Annotated in this window: 19 protein-coding genes and 1 tRNA gene; 14 read left to right on the plus strand and 6 right to left on the minus strand. The window is 67.2% G+C overall.

Translation table 11 applies throughout. The features are described 5' to 3' along the window. Positions 1-4: 4 nt before the first annotated feature. The 7 genes from nadD to JW030_RS05880 all read left to right on the plus strand — a co-directional run bounded on the left by nadD (position 5) and on the right by JW030_RS05880 (position 6004). The gene (gene nadD, locus JW030_RS05850; RefSeq protein WP_188044873.1) at positions 5-607 is read left to right on the plus strand and encodes a nicotinate-nucleotide adenylyltransferase; all 603 of its coding nucleotides are present in this window, start codon (positions 5-7) and stop codon (positions 605-607) included. Next, entirely contained in the window at positions 604-2106 is a 1503-nt protein-coding gene (locus tag JW030_RS05855; RefSeq protein ID WP_188044872.1) for a hypothetical protein, read from the plus strand. Before nadD ends, JW030_RS05855 begins: the two co-directional genes overlap by 4 nt. Positions 2107-2146: 40 nt before the next feature. Next, on the plus strand, positions 2147-2512 hold the full coding sequence (gene rsfS / locus JW030_RS05860) for a ribosome silencing factor (protein ID WP_188044871.1): 366 nt from the start codon (positions 2147-2149) through the stop codon (positions 2510-2512). A 73-nt stretch (positions 2513-2585) separates the two neighbouring features. After that, positions 2586-2658: transfer RNA gene (locus tag JW030_RS05865), tRNA-Ala, on the plus strand. 286 nt (positions 2659-2944) lie between these two features. After that, positions 2945-4357 (plus strand): NAD(P)/FAD-dependent oxidoreductase, encoded by a 1413-nt coding sequence (locus JW030_RS05870; protein ID WP_188044870.1) that lies wholly within the window; start codon positions 2945-2947, stop codon positions 4355-4357. After that, positions 4354-5472: a hypothetical protein gene (locus JW030_RS05875; RefSeq protein WP_188044869.1), complete on the plus strand. Its 1119-nt coding sequence runs from the start codon at positions 4354-4356 to the stop codon at positions 5470-5472. The genes JW030_RS05870 and JW030_RS05875 overlap by 4 nt, the downstream gene beginning before the upstream one ends. A gap of 49 nt (positions 5473-5521) precedes the next feature. Then, the gene (locus JW030_RS05880; protein WP_188044868.1) at positions 5522-6004 is read left to right on the plus strand and encodes a DUF4870 domain-containing protein; all 483 of its coding nucleotides are present in this window, start codon (positions 5522-5524) and stop codon (positions 6002-6004) included. Here JW030_RS05880 and JW030_RS05885 read toward each other — a convergent pair. Together JW030_RS05885 and JW030_RS05890 are read right to left on the minus strand one after the other, a co-directional pair. Then, complete coding sequence (locus JW030_RS05885) at positions 6001-6678, minus strand: Pr6Pr family membrane protein (RefSeq protein WP_188044867.1); 678 nt, start codon at positions 6676-6678, stop codon at positions 6001-6003. The two genes, JW030_RS05880 and JW030_RS05885, sit on opposite strands and share 4 nt — an antisense overlap. Further along, positions 6675-6950, minus strand: coding sequence for a hypothetical protein (locus JW030_RS05890; protein WP_188044866.1), 276 nt, complete (start codon positions 6948-6950; stop codon positions 6675-6677). The genes JW030_RS05885 and JW030_RS05890 overlap by 4 nt, the downstream gene beginning before the upstream one ends. Before the next feature lie 111 nt (positions 6951-7061). On the opposite strand from JW030_RS05890, the gene JW030_RS05895 reads away from it, so the two are divergent. The 4 genes from JW030_RS05895 to JW030_RS05910 all read left to right on the plus strand — a co-directional run bounded on the left by JW030_RS05895 (position 7062) and on the right by JW030_RS05910 (position 11776). Next, the gene (locus tag JW030_RS05895) at positions 7062-7718 is read left to right on the plus strand and encodes a response regulator transcription factor (protein WP_188044865.1); all 657 of its coding nucleotides are present in this window, start codon (positions 7062-7064) and stop codon (positions 7716-7718) included. Beyond that, positions 7715-9442, plus strand: coding sequence for a hypothetical protein (locus tag JW030_RS05900; RefSeq protein WP_188044864.1), 1728 nt, complete (start codon positions 7715-7717; stop codon positions 9440-9442). Before JW030_RS05895 ends, JW030_RS05900 begins: the two co-directional genes overlap by 4 nt. A gap of 94 nt (positions 9443-9536) precedes the next feature. Next, on the plus strand, positions 9537-10211 hold the full coding sequence (locus JW030_RS05905; protein WP_188044863.1) for a GAP family protein: 675 nt from the start codon (positions 9537-9539) through the stop codon (positions 10209-10211). 17 nt (positions 10212-10228) lie between these two features. Further along, positions 10229-11776, plus strand: a complete 1548-nt coding sequence (locus tag JW030_RS05910; RefSeq protein WP_188044862.1) for a carboxylesterase/lipase family protein — start codon at positions 10229-10231, stop codon at positions 11774-11776. A gap of 70 nt (positions 11777-11846) precedes the next feature. Here JW030_RS05910 and JW030_RS05915 read toward each other — a convergent pair whose 3' ends face one another. From JW030_RS05915 to JW030_RS05930, 4 genes are all read right to left on the minus strand, one after another. Then, positions 11847-12695, minus strand: a complete 849-nt coding sequence (locus JW030_RS05915; RefSeq protein WP_188044861.1) for a universal stress protein — start codon at positions 12693-12695, stop codon at positions 11847-11849. 115 nt (positions 12696-12810) lie between these two features. Then, entirely contained in the window at positions 12811-13356 is a 546-nt protein-coding gene (locus JW030_RS05920) for a methylated-DNA--[protein]-cysteine S-methyltransferase (protein ID WP_188044860.1), read from the minus strand. Beyond that, complete coding sequence (locus JW030_RS05925) at positions 13353-15026, minus strand: DNA-3-methyladenine glycosylase 2 family protein (RefSeq protein ID WP_188044859.1); 1674 nt, start codon at positions 15024-15026, stop codon at positions 13353-13355. Before JW030_RS05925 ends, JW030_RS05920 begins: the two co-directional genes overlap by 4 nt. Before the next feature lie 141 nt (positions 15027-15167). Further along, a complete protein-coding gene (locus JW030_RS05930) occupies positions 15168-16604 on the minus strand; it encodes a glyceraldehyde-3-phosphate dehydrogenase (protein ID WP_188044858.1) in 1437 nt (478 codons plus the stop codon). Between the two features lie 253 nt (positions 16605-16857). On the opposite strand from JW030_RS05930, the gene JW030_RS05935 reads away from it, so the two are divergent. From JW030_RS05935 to JW030_RS05945, 3 genes are all read left to right on the plus strand, one after another. Beyond that, complete coding sequence (locus JW030_RS05935) at positions 16858-17772, plus strand: MetQ/NlpA family ABC transporter substrate-binding protein (RefSeq protein ID WP_188044857.1); 915 nt, start codon at positions 16858-16860, stop codon at positions 17770-17772. 99 nt (positions 17773-17871) lie between these two features. Next, the gene (locus JW030_RS05940) at positions 17872-18900 is read left to right on the plus strand and encodes a methionine ABC transporter ATP-binding protein (protein ID WP_188044856.1); all 1029 of its coding nucleotides are present in this window, start codon (positions 17872-17874) and stop codon (positions 18898-18900) included. After that, on the plus strand, positions 18900-19559 hold the full coding sequence (locus JW030_RS05945) for a methionine ABC transporter permease (protein WP_188044855.1): 660 nt from the start codon (positions 18900-18902) through the stop codon (positions 19557-19559). Before JW030_RS05940 ends, JW030_RS05945 begins: the two co-directional genes overlap by 1 nt. Positions 19560-19680 lie beyond the last annotated feature (121 nt).

Raw genomic sequence — 19680 nt, forward strand, 5'->3', positions numbered from 1 at the left:
GCGCATGTCCACGAATCGCCGCAGGATCGGCGTGATGGGCGGTACGTTCGACCCGATCCACCATGGCCACTTAGTTGCGGCGAGCGAGGTGGCACAGAGCTTCGACCTCGATGAGGTGGTCTTTGTGCCCACTGGCCGTCCTTGGCAGAAGACGGTGGTGTCGGAGAGCGAGCATCGCTACCTGATGACGGTGATCGCGACCGCTTCCAACCCGCGATTCAGTGTGAGCCGTGTGGATGTCGACCGTTCCGGCCCGACCTACACAGTCGACACGTTGCGCGACATCCGTAAGGCATACCCGAACGCGGATCTGTTCTTTATTTCGGGTGCCGATGCGATCGAGCAGATCTTTAGCTGGAAAGATGTGGACGAGCTCTGGGAGCTCGCCCACTTCATCGCGGTGTCGCGTCCTGGCCACGAGCTTTCTGCGCTGGGGCTTTCCGGCGAGAACGTGAGTTTGCTTGAAGTTCCCGCGCTGGCGATCTCTTCGACGGACTGCAGGAGTAGGGTCGCGCGGGGATTTCCTGTCTGGTACCTCGTGCCAGACGGCGTAGTCCAGTACATTGCGAAGCACGACCTGTATACGGACTCGGGAGTAAATAGATGAACGAGCACGAGGAACCGAAGCTGACCAGCCGCCGTGCGCGGCGGATGCAGGAGCAATTGGAGACCACCGGGATCCCCGTGGTCTCGAGTTCCCCTGCCCCCGCCGAGGAGAATGCTGCGGAAAACGCCGCAGTGACGGCGACTGGCAGCGACGCGATCGAGATTTCGCCGGTTGACGAGAATGGCCGGGTGCGCACGCGACGCGAAATGCGCGAGCTACGCGAGGCGGCGCTTGCCCGCCAGGCAGAGGTTGACGCGCCTGTGGCCGCGCCGCAGACGGACACTGTCGTCGACACCGAGGTCGACGATGAGGTCGAGCCGAGCGCACCGGTTGTGGAATCGACTGAGACCGCGGCAGACCCCCAGCCCGAAGCGGGAGCCGACGCCGCACCCGCGGATGAACCCGCGATCGCGGCAGACGAGTTCGTTGTCGCCCCGGTCGAGGTTCCTGAGTTTGATGACCGGCTGGCTCCCACCGAGGCGATGTCGTTCGCGGATCTTCTTGAGGTGTCGACGAGCGCGGCAGCTGAGCCGAGCGAGTCGGCAATCGATGCGCTCGACGAGAGCGGCACGGACGGATCTGACGAAGAGCTCGAGGGGGAGGCGTCGGTTGCGGCTCCCGCAAAGGGTCGGTTCCGGATGCCCTGGAGTCGCTCGAAGGACGCGGCGAGCGACGACGAAGCCGCAGTCGAGCCGGAGGCTGACGCGGAGGCGGCAGACGACGAGGCGCCCCAGGAAGAGATTCTTGAGATTGATGGCGACGAAGACGTTGTCGGAGAACTCGTCGCCGAGGATGTTATGGGTGCAGCAGTCACCTTCGACCACTTCGAGCCCGCAGCCCCCGCCCTGGCGGTAGATGAGGACGAGGATGAGGACGAGGACGGCGAAGTTGCCGACGCACCCGCGCCTACCTCGGCTCGCACGAGTTACTCGTTCCCCGACATAGCGCCGCTCGCCGAAGAGCGTTCGGTCTTCGATGATCCGGCGACGCAGGCGATTCCGGCACTGCCATCGGACGATCTCATCGCTCCGCTGACTGAACGCACCGGCGACTTCGACGACCTCATCTCGCGCGCAATTGCTGCCGAGGGTGCGACGTCGTCGAACACGGCGGCACTGATCCTGCCGTCGATGCCCGAGGGCACCGACCTGGCCGGACCGTTGGGGGAGACCGGTGAGCTGTTCGTCACCGGTTCCATCGAGCTGCCGAAGTCGTTAGGCGAGACGGGAGGGCACGCGCGTCTGCACGACTCGATCGAGTCTGACCCGCTTGCCGACCTCGGAATCGACTTGAGCGACGAGCCTGTCCCTGATGACTCCGCCCCGGTGTCGGCAACGCGCGCCATCAGCGCGCGAACCGTCGAGGGATCCGGCGTCGTTGCCCCGCACACCAAGAAGGGGAATCGGCTTCCGCTGATCCTCTCGCTGACCGCCGGCGGGCTGCTGCTCGCCGTGATCGGGCTACTGGCCTGGGGCGCGTCAAACGGAATGTTTGGGTAGCCAGTCGGCTCCCGAATTCGTAAATCCATGAAGGAGAAGTGTGGCTGCTACTGAGCAGGCGCTGCGTGAACTGCGGGTTGCAGTACAAGCGGCAGAAGACAAGGGTGCGACCGGGCCTGTGGCCCTGGACGTATCGGAGACGTTCGGCCTGGCCGACGTGTTCCTCATCGTCGGCGGAAGCGTCGAGCGCAACGTGCAGGCGATCGCTGACGAGATCGAGGACCAGCTGAATGAAGCTGGAACTCGGACGCTTCGGCGCGAGGGTCGCGAGACCGGGCGCTGGGTGCTGCTGGATTTCGGCGACCTCATCGTGCATGTTTTCCACCAGGAGGAGCGCGAGTTCTACGACCTCGAGCGGCTCTGGAAGGACTGCCCCGCGATCGCTCTCGACGCGCCCGAGGTGTGACCGATTTGCGGCGGGGGTACCCCTCTGTTGTAAGCTAAATGAGTTGTCGGGCGAGCATTCGTCCGACTTCCACGGGTCTGTGGCGCAGTTGGTAGCGCACCTGCATGGCATGCAGGGGGTCAGGGGTTCGAATCCCCTCAGATCCACGTTTATCGAAAAGCCCGGGCAATGAATCGCAGAAATGCGAAACATCGCCCGGGCTTTTTGCATGGGTGCGAGACGTGGCTCATGCCCCCGGATCTGACTGACCGTGGTGTACCCTCCGAGTCAGGGGCGCGATGGGCGCCTCATGCCATTGTGTCCCGCGCGAGCGGCCAGGTCGGATTTCGGGGAGTCGTCAATGTCATCTTCTTGCACGCTCCGTTGCGCGACGCTCATTGGCGCCTCCGCGGCGCGTGAGCTACCCCGGCACCGAGAGGGCGCCCCGGCGCCATGGTGCTCGAAAACGTAGACCTCCTCGTCGTCGGGGGAGGCAAAGCGGGCAAGTCACTCGCAATGGAATGCGCCCGCGCCGGGCAGTCGGTCGCCATGGTGGAACGGGGCATGATCGGCGGGACCTGCATCAACGTCGCCTGCATCCCGACGAAGACGCTGATTAACAGCGGGCGGATCCTGCAAGACGTTCGACGCGCAGCCGAGTTTGGGATCGCCGGGGCGGAGGACGTCCGAGCGGAGATCGGGCGGCTCCGCCGGCGCAAGGAGGATGTCGTCGACGCGATGGTCCAGGGGCAGCTCGCGGCGTTCACCGGTTCGGGGATGGACCTGATCCTGGGCGAGGCACGCTTCGTCGCCCCACGAACAGTGGAAGTGACGCTGCCGGACGGCGGAGTGCGTACGATTCGCGGCGCCGACGTGGTGCTGAACCTCGGCGCATCCCCGACGATTCCGAACATTGAGGGGCTCGATCGCGTCGAGGTGCACACGAGCGAGACGCTTCTTCGCCTCGACGCCTTGCCGCAGAGCATCATCGTCCTCGGCGGCGGCTACATCGGCTGCGAGTTCGCAGACGTCCTCAACACCCTGGGCGTCACCGTCACGGTCGTGCAGCGCGCGGAGCGACTGCTGCCGGGGGAGGACCCGGACGTCTCCGAAGAAGTCGCCCAGAGTTTTCGGGCCGCCGGCATCACGCTGCACCTGGGGGAGACGGCGCAGCGGGTGTCGCGTGCCGACGACGGGACGATTTCGGTCACCCTGAACTCAGGGGTCACCCTCGCTGCATCAGAGGTGCTCGTCGCAGTCGGGCGCACGCCGCAGACAGCGGGAATCGACCTCGAACGCGCGGGCGTGCGCCTGACTGATCGCGGCTTCGTCGAGGTCGACGAGTATCTCCGCACGAGCGCCGAGCGTGTCTGGGCGGCGGGCGATGTCGCCGGCAGTCCGCAGTTCACGCACGCCTCCTACGACGACTATCGAGTGCTCGCCCACAACCTCGCGTCGCGTGCCGGAGCGGGCGCGCTGCGCAGCACGAACGGTCGTCTCATTCCGTACTGCGTTTTCACCACGCCCGAGCTGGCGCGCGTCGGGCTCACCGAGTCGGCGGCGCGTGCGGCCGGCCATCGTGTGCGCATCGCGCGGATGCCGGTGGCGGCGATTCCCCGGGCGCGCACACTGGGGCACCTCGAGGGCACTTGGAAAGCCGTCATCGACGCCGACAGCCACCAGATACTGGGGGCAGCCCTGCGCGGGCCCGAGGCGAGCGAGGCGATCGCCGTCCTGCAGATGGCGATGCTCGCGGCCCTCGAATACACGCGGGTGCGCGACGCGATCATTGCACATCCCACCATTGCAGAGGGTCTGAACCTCTTGTTCACGCCCGCTTTTCTCGAGGCCGAGGGGACACCATGAGCGAGCTCGACGAACTCGACGCACTCCGTGATCGGGTGGCTTCACTCGAGCGCGAGAATCGGACGCTCCAGCGCCCCACGCGTTCCGGGTGGCTACGGTCTACCTTGGCGGTCATTCTGATCACGCTGGGCGTTGTCCTTGCTCCCGTCGCGGTGCTCGGAGCGTGGGCGAGGCTCGAGCTCGTCGACACCGACCGTTTCGTTGCGACCTTGGGGCCTCTGGCGCAGGATCCTGCCGTGCAAGCACTCATCGCGACCGAGGTGACGGCCGCGATCAACGATCAGGTCGACGTTCCGGGCATGGTGCGGGACGTCGCCGACGGCATTCGAGGGCTGGGACTACCGCCCCGGACGGAAGCCGCGCTGGGACTGCTGGAAGGTCCCGCTGCGATGGGGATCGAGGCGATGATTGGCGACGTTGTCACGAACGTGGTTGCGTCCCCGCGGTTCGCCGGAGTCTGGAGCCAGACCCTGGCGCTGGCGCACTCCGAAACCATCGCAGTCATCCAAGACCAACCGGGGTCTGCGCTCGGACTCGCCTCGGACGGCATGCTCTCCCTGCGGCTTGGCGTCGTGGCCGAGGCGGTGCAGAAGGAACTCGTCGACCGCGGGGTGGCGTTCGCGGCGGCAATTCCCGACGTGGATCGCGAGATTCCCATCGTGCAGTCCGAATCCCTCGGGCAGATTCGCGTGGGCTACCAGCTCGTGGCAACAGTGGGATACTGGCTGCCCTGGGTCTCGCTCGTGCTCGTCGCCGGGGGCGTGCTCGTGGCGAAGCGCCGCCTGCGCGCGTTCGCCTGGGCGGCGGCGGCTCTCACTGCGGCGTTCGGGCTCCTCGCGCTGGGCGTCAACCTGGGGCGTGCACTCTTTCTCGGCGAGGTCAGTCCCTCTCTCCTCCCGGCCGATGCCGCCACTGCGATGTATGGCCAGCTCACCGCGGCCCTCGCGGCGACGGCAGTCACCGGGATGGTCTTCTCGGGGCTCGTCGCCCTGGGGGCCTGGCTCGCGGGGGCGTCCCGTTCGGCTCAGTCGGTGCGTGCCGCCGGCGCGGGCGCATTCCGAAAAATACGCGGGCGTGCCCCCGACACGGCTCTGCGCACGCACCCGCTAGATTAGGCACGCGCCGGCAGTCCGCTGCGCATCACCCTCGCCGGAAAGTGCCCCGATGTCTGATCCTGTATTCCAGCCCGCCCCGCAGCAGCCGCTGACTCCCCAGCCCGCCTATCCGCTGCAGCAGCAGTATGTGCAGCAGCCCCCTACCGGCCGCAAGTCGTGGGCGCTTGGCTTTTTGGCCTACATTCCCGCGCCCCTGGTGGGCATCGTGATTGCCGGCATCGTCATGGCCGCGGTCTATCCATCGACGAAGCGCAGGGGCATCCCGCTGGCCACGGAGAATGCGCGCATTGCCGCAAACTGGGGCCTGACCGTGCTCAGTGTCGTCGTGCTCTTGGGGCTGTACGTCCTCACCCTCGCGGTCGGATTCCCTGAGACGAAATCGGCCGGGTTCTTCCCGATCGGGTTCGCTGTCCTGGGTTACGTCGTGCTCGCCATCGCGCACGCGATTGTCACGATTGCGGGCACGGTCATCAGCGGAACTCGCGTCTTCCGCAATCCGCTCGCGATCCCGTTCCTGCGCCCGAGCGCCTAGGCGCGATCGCGGCGACGTCCCCACCACAGCACGGCGGCGCCCACGGCGACGATCGCGATGGCGATGCCGATGATGTACCCGGTCACCCCGAGGAACCCTCCGGGCACCAGATGCGGGTTGAGGAAGGGATACGGATACCACCAGGGCTCCCCGGTGACGGGGTTGACCGTGATCGGACCCCGGATCAGTGTGTATGCCACCCAGGCGATCGGGTAAGCCGCGATCGTCAGGATCCTGCCCCAACCCAGCCCGCGTCGTCCCGGGGCGACGAGGAGATCGAGGAGCAGGATCAGCGGGGCGATGACGTGCAGCACCTCGTTCGACCAGGGCACCGTGGTGCCCTGCGGCAGCGCGACGCCGCGGAGCAGCGTGTTGTAGACGATGCCGGTCACGATCATGTAGGTCGTGACCGAGGCCAGCAAGGCGGCGAACCAGATCGGCTCACGGGATTCGGTGGCGGGTCGGCGCCAGCTCAGGAACGCGCCGACGGCTAGCGTCACCATGGCCAGCAAGTTCGACTGAATCGTGAAGAAGCTCATGAAGTTCACCGCGGTAGTCGCGACGTCGCGATGATGGTCGATCGCGCCAGTGATGGTGACGGACAATTGAGCGATGACGGCGGCGAGAATCAGGGCAGCCCCCGCCAGGCGTACCCAGGGCCAGACGCGGGTCACTTCTTCTTGCGCCGTCCGCGGAACCAGGGGAAGAGCGAGCCGATGACGACTCCCATGAGCAGCACGCCGAGGAACCAGATCCAGACGGGCATCACGAAGCGAAACCCGAGGAACATGATTGTTCCCTGATTCAGGTTCGAGAAGACGAAGGCGAGCGAGATCGCCAGCAGGATCAATGCGGTGATCGTTTTGCCCGACATCGAGCGTCGCTGCTCGGGGCTCGACGGGGCTGGCGATGGACGGGGCGTGTTCGGGACAGGTGCAGAAGTCATGGAGGCCTCCTCAGGCAAGTGGCTCAATGCTATGGCCCGGTGATCGCATTTTGGCGGAACGGCTCTGCATTTCTCACGCCGATGCTCTTCGGCAATTGATACGCTCGGAAAATGAAGACTCAGTGGACTCGACGTGTGCTGTACGTGGAGGACCAGCAGGCCATGCGAGTGCTCACCGCCGCCGTCTTTGAGAGCGCCGGGTTTGCAGTGATGAGCGCCTCCTCGGCACACGCGGCACTCGACATGCTGGAGGAGTGGGACCCGGATGTATTGGTCACCGACATCGAGCTGGGATCGCGTCCCGATGGCGTTGAACTCGCCCACATCGCCCGACGGCTTGCGCCGCATCTGGGCATCGTGTTCGTGACGAGCTTCCCGCGCGCGGCGCATCCGCAGGGTCAGGATGCGATCCTCGGAGCAGTCCACCTCGACAAGACACAGATCACTTCTCCGGACGACCTCGTAGCGGCGCTCGAGCAGGCGCTGCGTGCTCGCGAGGACCAGCCGATGGCGGCGACGGTGCCGGCTGACTTGCCAGCGGGGATCGGGGCGCTCACCGAACACCAGCGTCGTGTGCTGTCCCTGATCGCTGCGGGGCTCTCCAACACGGAAATCGCCGCGCGCACCGACGCGTCGGTGCGCGCGGTCGAACGCACGGTGGCTCGGGTGTTTGACACGCTTGGCGTTTCGCGGGTGAGCGCGGTCAATCCGCGGGTGGTGGCTGCCAACGAGTACAATCGGCTCTTCGGCCCCCTCGTCCCGACGTGACGCTGCGTCGGCCGTTCGCCCAGGTCGGCCAGGTCCTCTCGCACGGCTCGTTCTTCTCGGTGTGGTCATGGTTGGTCACTGCACCGTTCGCGATCACCCTCCTGGGAGGGTACGACTCCGCGACGACCCCCACGCAGCGGATGCTGGGTATCGCTGTCGCGGCGGGAGTACACGTCGTCATTGGCGGCGTGGGAAGCATTGGCGCGCTGCTCGAGCGCCGGGTTCGCGCCGCGGCCGCGCGCACGGCGGTGGTACTCGCAACGATGGCGGTGCTGGGTGCGTTGCGCCCGCTTTTCACCCAAGCGCTTATGGAGTTGGCCGGAGTGCCCGGCCTGCCCGTGCCCATGGCCGGCAGGATCCTGACCAATCTCCTCGTCATCTCGATCTCGCTCACGCTCATCGCGCTCGCGACCTCGACGCTGCGCCGCCGGCGGGAGGTGCTTGCCTCGCTCGCCACCGTGACGCGAGCACTTGAATGCGAGCGGACGGCGGGGTCGAAGCTACGTGCGAGCGCGAGCGCGGCCGTGTATAGGGGCCGGGAGCGCCTCCTCGCCGCCGTCCCAGAGGGGGTGCTCGGCATCGGGCCGGGGGAGCGCTCGACGGTGCTGCTGGCATTCTCCGAGGGGATTGTGCGACCCGTCGCGCACGAGTTCAGTGCGCTGCGGGAAACAGACCTGGCCTCGGCCAATCCCGATTCCGAGCACGGCTTTCCAGCCTCGGCGGAGCGGGAGATTTCCCCACACCTCTGGGTGCTCTCGCCCCCGCCAATCGGGCTCCCGACGCTGCTCTACGTGCTGATCTTCCTCCCGTTTCTATTGCAGCGCGCCGGGGCCGGCCCCACCCTCTGGGCAGTACTCGTCGTGGGCGGCTGCGGGGCGCTCGCCGAGAATGCCCTGGCTCGTGGCGTGGATCGGTGTGCACCGCGCACCGGTCGGGGCCGCGCCCTGTCCCTGCTGGTCGGATACACGGTTGTGTCAATCGCGCTCTCAGCCGCAGCGTGGCTGGTGTTGCCGGAGGCGGGCATCTCGGCGGTGGGACCCGTCACCTATCTCGTGATCGCTGTGGCAAGCGGGCTCTGCGCGGGCCACGTTCTTCGGCTCGCCGCTGAGGAGGAGCGCCTGGCCGCCCAGCTCCTCCGGTACCGCGCCGATGAGTACGAGGGTCGGCGCTCGGCGGAACAGGTACTCGCCGACGCCGCGGAGTGGGTGCACGGCGAAGTGCAGTCTGCGTGCCTCACAGCTGTCGTTTTCCTGTCCCAACACGACGATCAGCGGGCTTGGGAGCGCGAGCTCGGGACCATCCGTGCGGCGATCGAGCGCATCGACGAGCCGAGGTCACCGGTCGCCTTTTCGCGGCAGGCCGTTGAGGAAGTGCTGGCGGCCTGGGGGCGCGTGATTGATTGCGACCTGTCGTGCGACGCGAACGTCTGGCCGATACTCGACGCGTCACCTGCGTCGGGCCGGGTCGTGGTCGACGCGCTCTCGGAGGCACTCACGAACATCTTGCGGCACGCGGCCCGCCCGATCGCGCGGGTTCGGCTCGAACTCGAAGCCGGCGCGGTGACGCTTCGGGTTTCGTCGCCCGGAACGCTGGAGCACCTCGTTGCGGGAGGCTCGGGCGTGCGCGAATTGCGCCGCCGGGCGGACCGGGTCGAACTCACCGAGTCGATGGGCACGGTGCAACTCACCGTCGGGGTGCGCGTCGGGGCGCAGGCTCAGTCGTAATTTCCCCCTCCACGGCTCCGTCGGCTACGGGGTCGCGATACCGTCACCCCAGCGCCAGTGCGAGGGGCACGGCGCCAGGGGGAGGACGTTTACTATGGGTGATCTCGGACAACTACTACCGCTGGGGCTGGGAAGCATCATCAGCCCGCTGCCGATCGTTGCAATCGTCGCGATCCTCCTGTCCCCGCGCGGCGGCAGGAACGGACTCGCATACGTGGCGGCCGTGATCCTGGTCGGCTTCGCGTTCACGCTGGTCGCGGCGCTTTCCACCGCCGGCGCGGGAGCCGGCGGTTCGGACAAGGACGACACCGTCGTACTCGTCATTACCGCAGCGCTGGCCCTCGGGTTCACGGTGCTGGCCGTCGTGAGCTGGCTCGGGAGACCCCGAGGGGGTGCGGCCGCGTCGATGCCGTCCTGGCTTGCTGCGGTGGACTCGCTCACGCCTCTGAAGGCCGCAGGCCTCGGCGCGCTCATGGCCGTGACGAACAGCAAGAACATCCCGCTTGAGCTGAAGGCCGGTTCGCTGATCGGCGCGCACGACCTGGGGGTGCTCATGGTGATCGCGCTCAGCGCGATGTTCGCGATCTACGCTTCGCTCGGGATCCTGCTGCCGACGCTGCTCGCTGCGAGCGGGTCGCAGCGCGTCATTGCGGTCCTTGAGCGGCTGAAGACGGAGATGGTGCAGCACAACGCGGCCATTATGACGGTCCTGTTTGCGGTACTCGCGGCGGTAGAAGCGTCGCACCTCATTCACCAGCTCGTTCGCTGAACTTGAAAGGACGAATCATGACTGATCTCTCCCATCCCATCGTCTCGACCTCGGCCGGTCGCGTTCGCGGCATCGCCACGGCCGGCATCGCCGTGTGGAAGGGCATCCGCTATGCGCAGGCCCCGACAGGAAACCTGCGCTGGCGGGCGCCCGTGGCGAGCCCGGTGCATGACGGAGTGCTCGATGCACGCGCGTTCGGCGCCGCCGCGCCCCAATCGCTGAACCCGGCCGTTCCGCTTGGCGCGGACACCGTCACGGACGAGGACTGCCTGTTCTTGAACGTCTGGGCGCCGTGGGGCGCGGACGCTGAGACGGCCGCGCCGCGACCGGTGATGGTCTGGGTCCACGGTGGCGCGTACACGTTCGGCTCGGCGAGCCAGCCGCTCTTCGACGGGCGCGCGCTCGTGGAGTCGGGCGACGTGATCCTGGTGAGTATCAACTACCGGTTGGGCGGCCTCGGGTTTCTCGACCTCACTGGCTTCGCGGACGGAGCTGAGGTGGACAGCAATCTCGCGGTACGTGATGTTCTCTTGGCGCTCAGGTGGGTGCAGGACAATGCAGCCGCGTTTGGCGGGGACCCGGCAAGGGTCACCGTCTTCGGCGAGTCGGCTGGGGCCGGGATTGTCACGACACTCCTCGCAATGCCCAGCGCCGAGGGCTTGTTCTCCCGCGCAATCGCTGAGAGCTCGCCAGTGAGCTCGGTCTATACCAGCGAGCGCGCGAAGACCGCGGCGAAGGTATTCCTCGCGGCGCTCGGGGCGGAGACCGTCACCGAGGCCCGAGAGAAGAGTGTCGATGAAATCGTGGCGGCGAGCAGCGAGGTCTACGCGAAGATCCCAGCCCTCGCGCCCGGGACGCTACCGTTCGCTCCCGTCGTGGAGGGGGAGCTCATCCCCGAGCATCCCCTCACGCGGCTTCGTGAGGGCCGGGCGCTTCCGGTGCCATTGCTGATCGGCACCAACCGGGACGAAGCGACCCTCTTCAAGTACATGAAGTCGCCGCTCATGCCGATTACCGAGCCGACAATCAACGCCATGTTCGCGGCGATGAGCGCCGAGAACCCGGACGTCACGCTGCCGCCCCGTGAGCAGGTCCTCGAGGCGTACGAGGGGGTGCGGCATCGGGCGATTGGCCTCGGGATCGCCCGCGACATCGGCTTTCGGATGCCCACCCTCTGGGCTGTCGAAGGTCACAGCAAGGTGGCCCCTGTCTGGCTCTACCGCTTCGACTACGCCACGCCGATGCTGCGCGTACTCGGTATAGGCGCGACACACGCGACCGAGCTGCCCTACGTCTGGGGAAATCTCGACACGACCCCGAAGGACCCGACCTTCCTCCTGGGCGGACGGCGCAAGGGACGGGCGCTGTCGGAACGCATGCGTGCCCGTTGGACCGCCTTCGCCAACGGTGAGGCCCCGGGAGCTCCGGCGCCTGCGACCGAGTGGCCGCAGTTCGACCTGGCTCGCCGACAGTCACTGCACATTGACGCGACCGACGAGGTGCGTTCAGACCTCGACGATACGTTGCGCCAGGGGTGGGGCGATACGGCGCTGTCCTTCCGCTGACGAGAGACGCGCAGCGGCGGCCAACACCCAGGGGTGCCGGCCGCCGCTGCGCGTCTCTCGTCGGCCCGTCTTACTCCGCGCGCGTGACGATGATCGGGCAGGGAAGGGCCTGGAGCAGGCCGTGGCTCACCGAGCCGAGCAGCAGCCGCTGGAAACCGCCGCGCCCGCGGCTGCCCACCACGAGGAGTTCGGCGTTCTCGGCGGCGTTGAGCAGGGCGGCGACCGGGGGTGACTGTACCGTGTGTCGCTCGATCACCAGGTCGGGGTAGCGACTCGCGAGCCCCGCGACGCCGATGGCGATCGCCTCGTCGGCGGCGGCGCGCTGCGACTCGGCAAGCTCATCGCTCCAGAGGTACTCAAGGCCGGGCGTGAGTGGCGGCATCCACGCATAGACGGCGTGGAGGGCAACGCCGCGCCGAGACGCTTCTTCAGCCGCGTAGGCCACAGCCTTTGTCGAGGCTTCCGAGCCGTCGACGCCGACGACGACCCCCGCTGCGGCGGGGTGCCGCTTGAACGGGATGACGGCCACCGGGCAGAATGCGGCTGCCGCGATCTTTACGGCGCGGGTGCCGAAGAAAGACCCGGCGAGCCGGCTGCCCTCGTGAGCTCCCAGCACGACGAGGTCGCCACGCTTCGAGGCCTCCGCGACCTCGGCGATTGGGTGGCCGACGACCGCGGTGCCGGTCACTTTTCCCGTAAATCCGCGTGATGCGGCGTAGGCGCACTCGGCCTCAAGCATTTGCTCGGAGGCGTGCTGCGCCTCGGACAGGAACGCGACGCTCTCAGAGAGGAACGAGTCGTCCGCCACGTGCAGCAGCTCAACTTCGGCACCTCGCGCGGTGGCCCGCTCAAGCGCCCAGTCCAGCGCCGCGCGGCTCTGTTCCGAACCATCTACGCCAACGATGATCTTCTCAGCCATGATGCATCCTTTGTGTCGGAGGGTCTGCCTGCAAGGCTTCCCTTGCACCTCTCACGCTAGCCCACTGGCGCTGACAACGGGCCATCAAGTCCGAGTTCTTCGCGGGATGCGGCCCTCAGAACAGTGTGCCGAGTTCCCCCGGTGATCCCTCGCGCTTCAAGAGGCGTTGTTTGATTTCCAGGCCGTATCGAAAGCCGCCGAGACTGCCGTCGGTGCGCAGAATGCGGTGGCAGGGCACAAAGAGCGCTGCAGCGTTCATGGCGCAGGCCGCCGCCGCGGCGCGCACCGCGGCGGGCCGCCCGGAGAGCGCGGCGTACTCCGTGTACGTCAGTTGGGTGCCGGGGGCGACGGTGCGAAGTGCGGCCCAGGCGTCCATCCGGAACGGTCCAGACTGCTGCACGACCGTGATGTCGCCTGGCGCGGCCAGCTCGCCGGCGTAGTAGGCGTCTACCGCGCGTGCGGCGGACGCGATCTCGTGGTCGGTCCGACCGGCGGCGAACGCGCGGACGTCGGCAGGATCCGGCCGAAGCGTGGGGTGTACGAGCGCGAGTAGAGAGGCTACGTCTTCTGTCCAGCCCGAGGCGAGGAGCCCGGAGTCGTTTGCCACCAGGGTGAACAACCCGTCGGGGGTAGGAATTGTCGTCGTCAACGTGTGGCTCACTGTGGTGCCTTCCGGGATACGAGCGGGAGTGGCGCCGCAGAGCCCGCGGAGCGCCAGAGGTGCATCGAGGCATAGGAGCGCCAGGGCGCCCAAACGAGGGCGCGTTCGGCAAGTGCGCGGTGACTCGCGGAAGCAGATGGCTCCGCGCCGATCGCGCCGATCGCTCGTGCTCCGGCAACGAGGGCCACGTCACCGTCGAGCCAGGCATCGGGATCGCCGAGCACACGCATGGCGACGTAGGCGGCCGTCCAGGGCCCGATGCGCGGGCGCTCGAGCAGACTGTCCCGCAGCGCGCTCGCGTCGGCCCCGACGTGCACGGCCAGCGTGCCATCCGCGAGCGCGCTGGCCGTCGCGGCCACGGCACGAATGGACTGCCGCGGGAGGCGCAACGGACGCTCGGGGTCCAAGGGCCCGGTCTGCGGCGGATCAGGCAGGCCGGCCGCAATCTGCGCGGGATCCGGGAAGAGGCGGGAGAGGCCCGAAAAAGCCGAGGTGTAGGGGCTCCCCAGGGCTGCCGCAAGTCGGCTGAGATGCCCCCTCGCGGCCACCACGGAGATTTGCTGGCCGACCAGGGCTCGCACCACCAGCTCGTGCGGGTCCGCCGCTCCCGGTACGCGAATTCCCGGCGTCCGTGCGACCAGCGGCGCGAGTACGGGGTCGGCGGAGAGTGCAGCGTCGATCGCCATGGGATCCGCGTCGAGGTCGAGCAAGCGCCGAACCCGGGCGACGGCAGGGGCGACGTCGGCGACATCGGAGAGCTCAAGGCGCACCCGCAGCGACCATTCACCGGCGCGGGACAGGGTCGCGACGACCTCGCAGGCCGCCGGACCACGGGGGAGTGCGAGCGTGCGGGCGTACCGCAGGCGTCCGGGATTCTCAATATCCGCGGACTCGACCCCCGCCACCGCACGCGCGGCGAGAAAGGCGAAGACTCCGGGGGCGTCGAATGGCCAGCGCACGGGGAGGGCGAGTTCCAGGCGCGCCCGAACACCGTGTCCGGTCGACTCGGTAGCGTCAGCCGGCTCGGGCCGGGTGTCGCTTCGCGCGGCTCCAAACCGCGCGCGGAGTTCACCGGGCTGAGAGTCAAAGACTTCACGGACGGTGTCGTTGAATTGCCGCACCGATCCGAAGCCAGCGGCGAAGGCGACCTGCGCCATCGGGAGGTCGCTGCCAACGAGCAGGGCCCTCGCCGATTGCGCGCGCCGGGCACGTGCGAGTGCGAGCGGGGGAGCACCGAGCTCGCTGGCGAGGATCCGGCCCACCTGGCGCGAGGTGTATCCGAGCCGCCGGGAAAGCCCGTCCACGCCCTCTCGGTCGACGACGCCATCGCTGATGAGCCGCATCGCGCGGCCAACGAGGTCGCCGCGGAGATCCCACTCCGGGGTGCCGGGGGCCGCGTCGGGCAGGCAGCGCTTGCAGGCACGAAATCCCGCTTCGTGCGCCGCGGCGGAGGTGAGATAGAACGAGACGTGTGCCGGCTTGGGGGTCCGGGCTGGGCACGACGGCCGGCAGTAGATGCCGGTGGAGCGCACCGCCGTGAAGAACTGGCCGTCAAAGCGGGTGTCGCGGGCATCGATCGCGCGGTAGCGCTCCTCGAATAGCGGATCGCCCGGTGCGCAGCGCGGTCCAGTCGTGCGGGGCGCTGCGAGCGGGCCGGTTGGGGTGTTCATGGGTTCTATTACAGCAGGCCCGGAGCGCAGTCACTCGCGGAAATCGGACATGACAGTTCCCGGCTGCGTTGCATGCCGCAAACGACGACGCGCTGCCCGCCACAAGGGGCGAACGGCGCGTCTCGGTCGTGCTGGCTCAGGCTAAGCCTTCAGCGCGGGCAGGTGCGCGGGGTGCGAGCCGGCGAGCTGCTCGACGACGCGGACCACCTGGCAGCTGTAGCCGTACTCGTTGTCGTACCAGACGTAGAGCACGCAGCTCTTGCCCGTGGTGATCGTGGCGAGACCGTCGATGATGCCTGCGCGGTTCGCGCCGACGAAGTCGGTCGAGACCACCTCGGGCGACTCGAGGTAATCGATCTGTGCGCGCAGCGGCGACGTGAGCGAGATCTCGCGAAGGAACCCGTTGAGCTCGTCCTTCTCGACCTCGTTCTCGAGCTGGAGGTTCAAGATAGCGAGCGACACGTTTGGCGTCGGAACGCGGATCGCATTGCCGGTCAGCTTGCCAGCGAGCTCGGGCAGCGCCTTCGCGACGGCTTTCGCGGCTCCGGTCTCGGAGATGACCATGTTCAGCGCCGCCGAGCGACCGCGACGGTCACCCTTGTGGAAGTTGTCGATCAGGTTCTGATCGTTCGTGAATGAGTGCACCGTCTCGACGTGGCCGTGGAGGATGCCGTAGCGGTCGTTGAGGACCTTCAGCACCGGCGTGATGGCGTTGGTCGTGCACGAGGCGGCCGAAAGAATCGTGTCTTCCGCGGTGATCGTGTCGCTGTTGATGCCGTAGACGATGTTCTTGAGGTCGCCCTTGCCCGGCGCCGTCAGCAGCACGCGCGCGATGCCGTTGGTCTTGAGGTGCTGGCTGAGACCCTCGGCGTCGCGCCAGATGCCCGTGTTGTCGACGAGGATCGCGTCCTTGATGCCGAACGAGGCGTAGTCGACGCTCGCGGGGTCGTTCGAGTAGATGACCTGGATGCGCACGCCGTTGGCGAGAATGACGTTCTCTTCCGGCAGGACCTCGATCGTGCCGTGGAACGCGCCGTGCACCGAGTCGCGGCGCAGGAGGTTCGCGCGCTTCTCGAGGTCGTTCTCCGAGCCCTTACGCACGACGATGGCGCGCAGGTTCAGCCCGTTGCCGCTGCCCGTGTGCTCGATCATGATGCGGGCCAGCAGACGACCGATGCGGCCAAAGCCGTAGAGCACGACGTCGGTGCCCCCGGCGGTCGACGACGGGACGGCCGCCAGCTGGGTGCGCAGGAACGACTCAAGATCGCTCTCGCCGGAGGCGCGGAAGTCGTTGGCCAGCAGAGCCAGGTCGAGCGAGACGGGGTGCGGGTCGACGGCCACAAGTGCCTCGACGATGCGCACGGTCTCCTCGAGCGGCAGCTCAACTTCGTCGATCTTCCGGGCGTAACGGTGCGCGCGGATGATGTCGATCGCGGAGCGACCTACCAGCGAGCGGCCGTGGACCGACATGACGACGTCGTGATCACGGTACAGCTGGCCAATGAGCGGGATCATCCGCTCGGCGAGCTCTTCGCGGGTCTTCCAAGCTTCGAGGTGGGCGTCGGCGCGCTGATCCATATGTCGTGAGTTTCCCTACTGCTGTGAGTGCGATCGAAGAGTTCGGTGGTTCGAAGGTCTGGCCTGCCCGCCAATGCCTCGAGGGCATACCGCACCATTGTCTCATGCCCGCGTGTGTCATGTAGCGTCATAGGTTTTCGGGATGTCGCGTTCCTGCGTCAGTCTTGATCTCGACATCTCCTGTCCACTGGGGCAGGATCCGCGTGACGGTCGGCTTCCGGGCCCCGCTCGCGCCGAAACGAATTGGGGAAACATGTTGAAGATCACGAAGCGCGGGGCCGTTGCCGCCTCGCTCGCGACGCTGGCACTTGCCGCGACGCTCACTGGCTGTGCGGCGGATGCCGCCGAGAAGCCAGCGGACGAGGCAGTCTCGAAGACGGTCACGCTCGGCGTGGTCGGCGCGAGCGATGCCTACTGGCAGACCTTCGTTGATGCCGCGGCGGAAGAGGGCATCACGGTCGAGCTCACGGACTTCACCGACTACAACCAGCCGAACCCCGCGGTCTCGGAGGGCGAGGTCGACCTCAACCAGTTCCAGCACATCGTCTACCTCGCCGATTACAACGTGAATAACGATGACGACCTGGTCCCGATCGGCGCGACCGCGATCTACCCGCTCGCCGTGTTCTCGGACAAGTACGACTCGGTCAAGGACATCCCCGAGGGTGGCGTCGTCGCGATCCCGCAGGACGAGAGCAACCGCGCCCGCGCGCTGCTCGTGCTGCAGTCGGCAGGGCTGCTCACCCTCAAGGACGGCGGGACCATCTTCTCGACGCCCGACGACATCGACGCGTCGAAGTCGAAGGTCACCGTGCAGGAGTTCGACGCCTCGTTCGTTGCGACTGCGCTTCCGGACGTCGACGCCGGCGTCGTGAACAACGACTTCGTCACGAAGTCGGGCCTGGACTTTGCGGACGCGATCGCGCTGGACGATCCCGAGGATCCGAACGCACTGCCGTACGTAAACATCTTCGCGACGCGCGCCGCGGACGCCGAGAACCCGACCTACCTCAAGCTCGTCGAGATCTACCAGACGAACCCCGAGGTGCAGGCGGGCGTGCTCGAGAACTCGGGCGGCACCGCGGTGCTGTTACAGACGCCGGTCAAGGACCTCAAGGCGAGCCTCGCCAAGGTCGAGGCCGACACGAAGGCGCAGCTCGGCAAGTAGACTCGCCGCGAGTCCGAATCGAAGCAGACGGGGTGTTCGGCGGGTGTCGGACGCCCCGTCTGCGTTCGAGGTAAGTGCAGTGCAACAGATGGGATCGCGATGACTCGCGTGCAGCTGATCGATGTCGGGAAACAGTACCCGGGCCGGGGCAAGGGCGCCTCACCCGTCGTCGCAGTCGACGACGTCTCAATCGACGTCGCGTCCGGAGAGATCCACGCCGTCATCGGCTATTCGGGTGCGGGCAAGAGCACGCTGTTGCGGCTCGTCAACGGCCTGGAACGCGCGACGAGCGGCAGGATCCTGGTGGGGGAGCACGAGATCAGCTCGCTCCCCGAGCGACGCGTCCGCGACGTGCGCACGAACATCGGCATGATCTTCCAACAATTCAACCTGTTCCACTCGAAGAACGTCTCCAAGAACGTCGAGTACCCCCTCGCGCTTGCCGGCATGCCGGCACCCGAGCGCAAGGCACGCGTCGCCGAACTGATCGAGTTTGTCGGCCTGTCTGGCAAAGCGACGGCGTACACGGATCAGCTTTCGGGCGGGCAGAAGCAGCGCGTCGGCATCGCCCGGGCGCTCGCCACGAACCCGGGCCTCTTGCTCGCCGACGAGGCGACCAGCGCGCTCGACCCGGAGACCTCGCAGGAGGTGCTGGCGTTGCTGCGCCGGGTGAACCAGGAGCTCGGCATCACGATCCTGCTGATTACGCACGAGATGGACGTGGTGCGCGAGATCGCGCACCGAGTGACCGTGATGGACTCGGGGCGCGCCGTCGAGCAGGGCGACGTGTTCGACGTCTTTTCCTCCCCGAAGACGCACACTGCCCGCAAGTTCGCGGCGACGGCGTTGCCGACCACCCCGACCGCGGCCCACCTCGCCGAGCTCCGCGAACGGCACCGCGGGGCGCTCGTGTCGGTCACGCTGCGGGATGGCGGCGTCGATCAGCCCGTCGTGTTCCAGACCCTTGCCGCGCAGGGCATTGGCGTCAGTATTGTGCACGGCGGGGTCACCGAGGTGGGCGGACGAAGTTTCGGCCGTGTCACGCTCGAGCTCATCGGCGCGCCCGATGAAGTGGAAATTGCCATCGCGGCCCTTGCGGCCCAGACCGAGGTCGAGGTGCTGAGCTAATGGACCAGATCATCGAACTCTTGCCGAAGTTCGGCGAGGCCGCTGTTGAGACGCTGATCTACGTCGTGCTCGCGATGCTCTTCGGCGGCGTCGGCGGCCTCATCATCGGCGTGTTCCTGACGGTATCCCGCCAGGGCGGTTTGCTTGCGAATGGCGCCGTGTTCTGGGTGCTGAATCTGTTCGTGAACTTTTTCCGGCCGATTCCGTTTGTCATCTTGATCGCGGCGCTGCAGCCGGTCGCCCGGGTCGTCACCGGGAAGGGAATTGGCGACCCCGCGCTGATCTTCACGCTCTCGGTCGCCGCGGCGTTCGGCATCTCGCGGCTCGTTGAGCAGAACCTGCTCTCGGTCTCGCCCGGCGTCATCGAGGCCGCGCGTGCGATGGGTGCCGGCCCTTTCCGCATCATCATGACGGTGCTGATCCCCGAGGGACTTGGCCCGCTCATCCTGGGCTACACCTTCGCGTTCATCGCGGTCATCGACATGACGGCGATGGCCGGCGTGATCGGCGGCGGCGGCCTGGGTAACTTCGCGCTGCAGTACGGATACCGCCAGTTCAACCCGGCGGTCACCTGGGCGGCGGTGCTCATCATCATCGTGATGGTGCAGCTCGTGCAGTTGCTCGGTAACGTGCTTGCCCGTCGCCTGATGCGTCGATAGGCGCCGCTGCACGTCGTCCTCATGGGCGCCGATTGGTTCTTCCAGATGTCGAGCCGCGGAACGACCAGCGTGACGGCGTGATGGGCGTCATCCGGCGCACCGGTGCGGACCCTGCGACCAG

Origin of the sequence: Leucobacter sp. CX169, assembly GCF_017161405.1 — a bacterium.
GTDB lineage: Bacteria > Actinomycetota > Actinomycetes > Actinomycetales > Microbacteriaceae > Cx-87.

What these genes read in the sequence shown, in the direction of transcription:
- JW030_RS05875 (WP_188044869.1), top strand. Translation starts at nt 4,354, where the DNA reads ATGAGCGAGCTCGACGAACTCGACGCACTCCGTGATCGGGTGGCTTCA.
- JW030_RS05910 (WP_188044862.1), top strand. Translation starts at nt 10,229, where the DNA reads ATGACTGATCTCTCCCATCCCATCGTCTCGACCTCGGCCGGTCGCGTT.
- JW030_RS05905 (WP_188044863.1), top strand. Translation starts at nt 9,537, where the DNA reads ATGGGTGATCTCGGACAACTACTACCGCTGGGGCTGGGAAGCATCATC.
- JW030_RS05925 (WP_188044859.1), bottom strand. Translation starts at nt 15,026, where the DNA reads ATGAACACCCCAACCGGCCCGCTCGCAGCGCCCCGCACGACTGGACCG.
- JW030_RS05870 (WP_188044870.1), top strand. Translation starts at nt 2,945, where the DNA reads ATGGTGCTCGAAAACGTAGACCTCCTCGTCGTCGGGGGAGGCAAAGCG.
- JW030_RS05915 (WP_188044861.1), bottom strand. Translation starts at nt 12,695, where the DNA reads ATGGCTGAGAAGATCATCGTTGGCGTAGATGGTTCGGAACAGAGCCGC.
- JW030_RS05940 (WP_188044856.1), top strand. Translation starts at nt 17,872, where the DNA reads ATGACTCGCGTGCAGCTGATCGATGTCGGGAAACAGTACCCGGGCCGG.
- JW030_RS05945 (WP_188044855.1), top strand. Translation starts at nt 18,900, where the DNA reads ATGGACCAGATCATCGAACTCTTGCCGAAGTTCGGCGAGGCCGCTGTT.
- JW030_RS05930 (WP_188044858.1), bottom strand. Translation starts at nt 16,604, where the DNA reads ATGGATCAGCGCGCCGACGCCCACCTCGAAGCTTGGAAGACCCGCGAA.
- JW030_RS05890 (WP_188044866.1), bottom strand. Translation starts at nt 6,950, where the DNA reads ATGACTTCTGCACCTGTCCCGAACACGCCCCGTCCATCGCCAGCCCCG.
- nadD (WP_188044873.1), top strand. Translation starts at nt 5, where the DNA reads ATGTCCACGAATCGCCGCAGGATCGGCGTGATGGGCGGTACGTTCGAC.
- JW030_RS05935 (WP_188044857.1), top strand. Translation starts at nt 16,858, where the DNA reads ATGTTGAAGATCACGAAGCGCGGGGCCGTTGCCGCCTCGCTCGCGACG.
- JW030_RS05880 (WP_188044868.1), top strand. Translation starts at nt 5,522, where the DNA reads ATGTCTGATCCTGTATTCCAGCCCGCCCCGCAGCAGCCGCTGACTCCC.
- JW030_RS05895 (WP_188044865.1), top strand. Translation starts at nt 7,062, where the DNA reads ATGAAGACTCAGTGGACTCGACGTGTGCTGTACGTGGAGGACCAGCAG.
- JW030_RS05855 (WP_188044872.1), top strand. Translation starts at nt 604, where the DNA reads ATGAACGAGCACGAGGAACCGAAGCTGACCAGCCGCCGTGCGCGGCGG.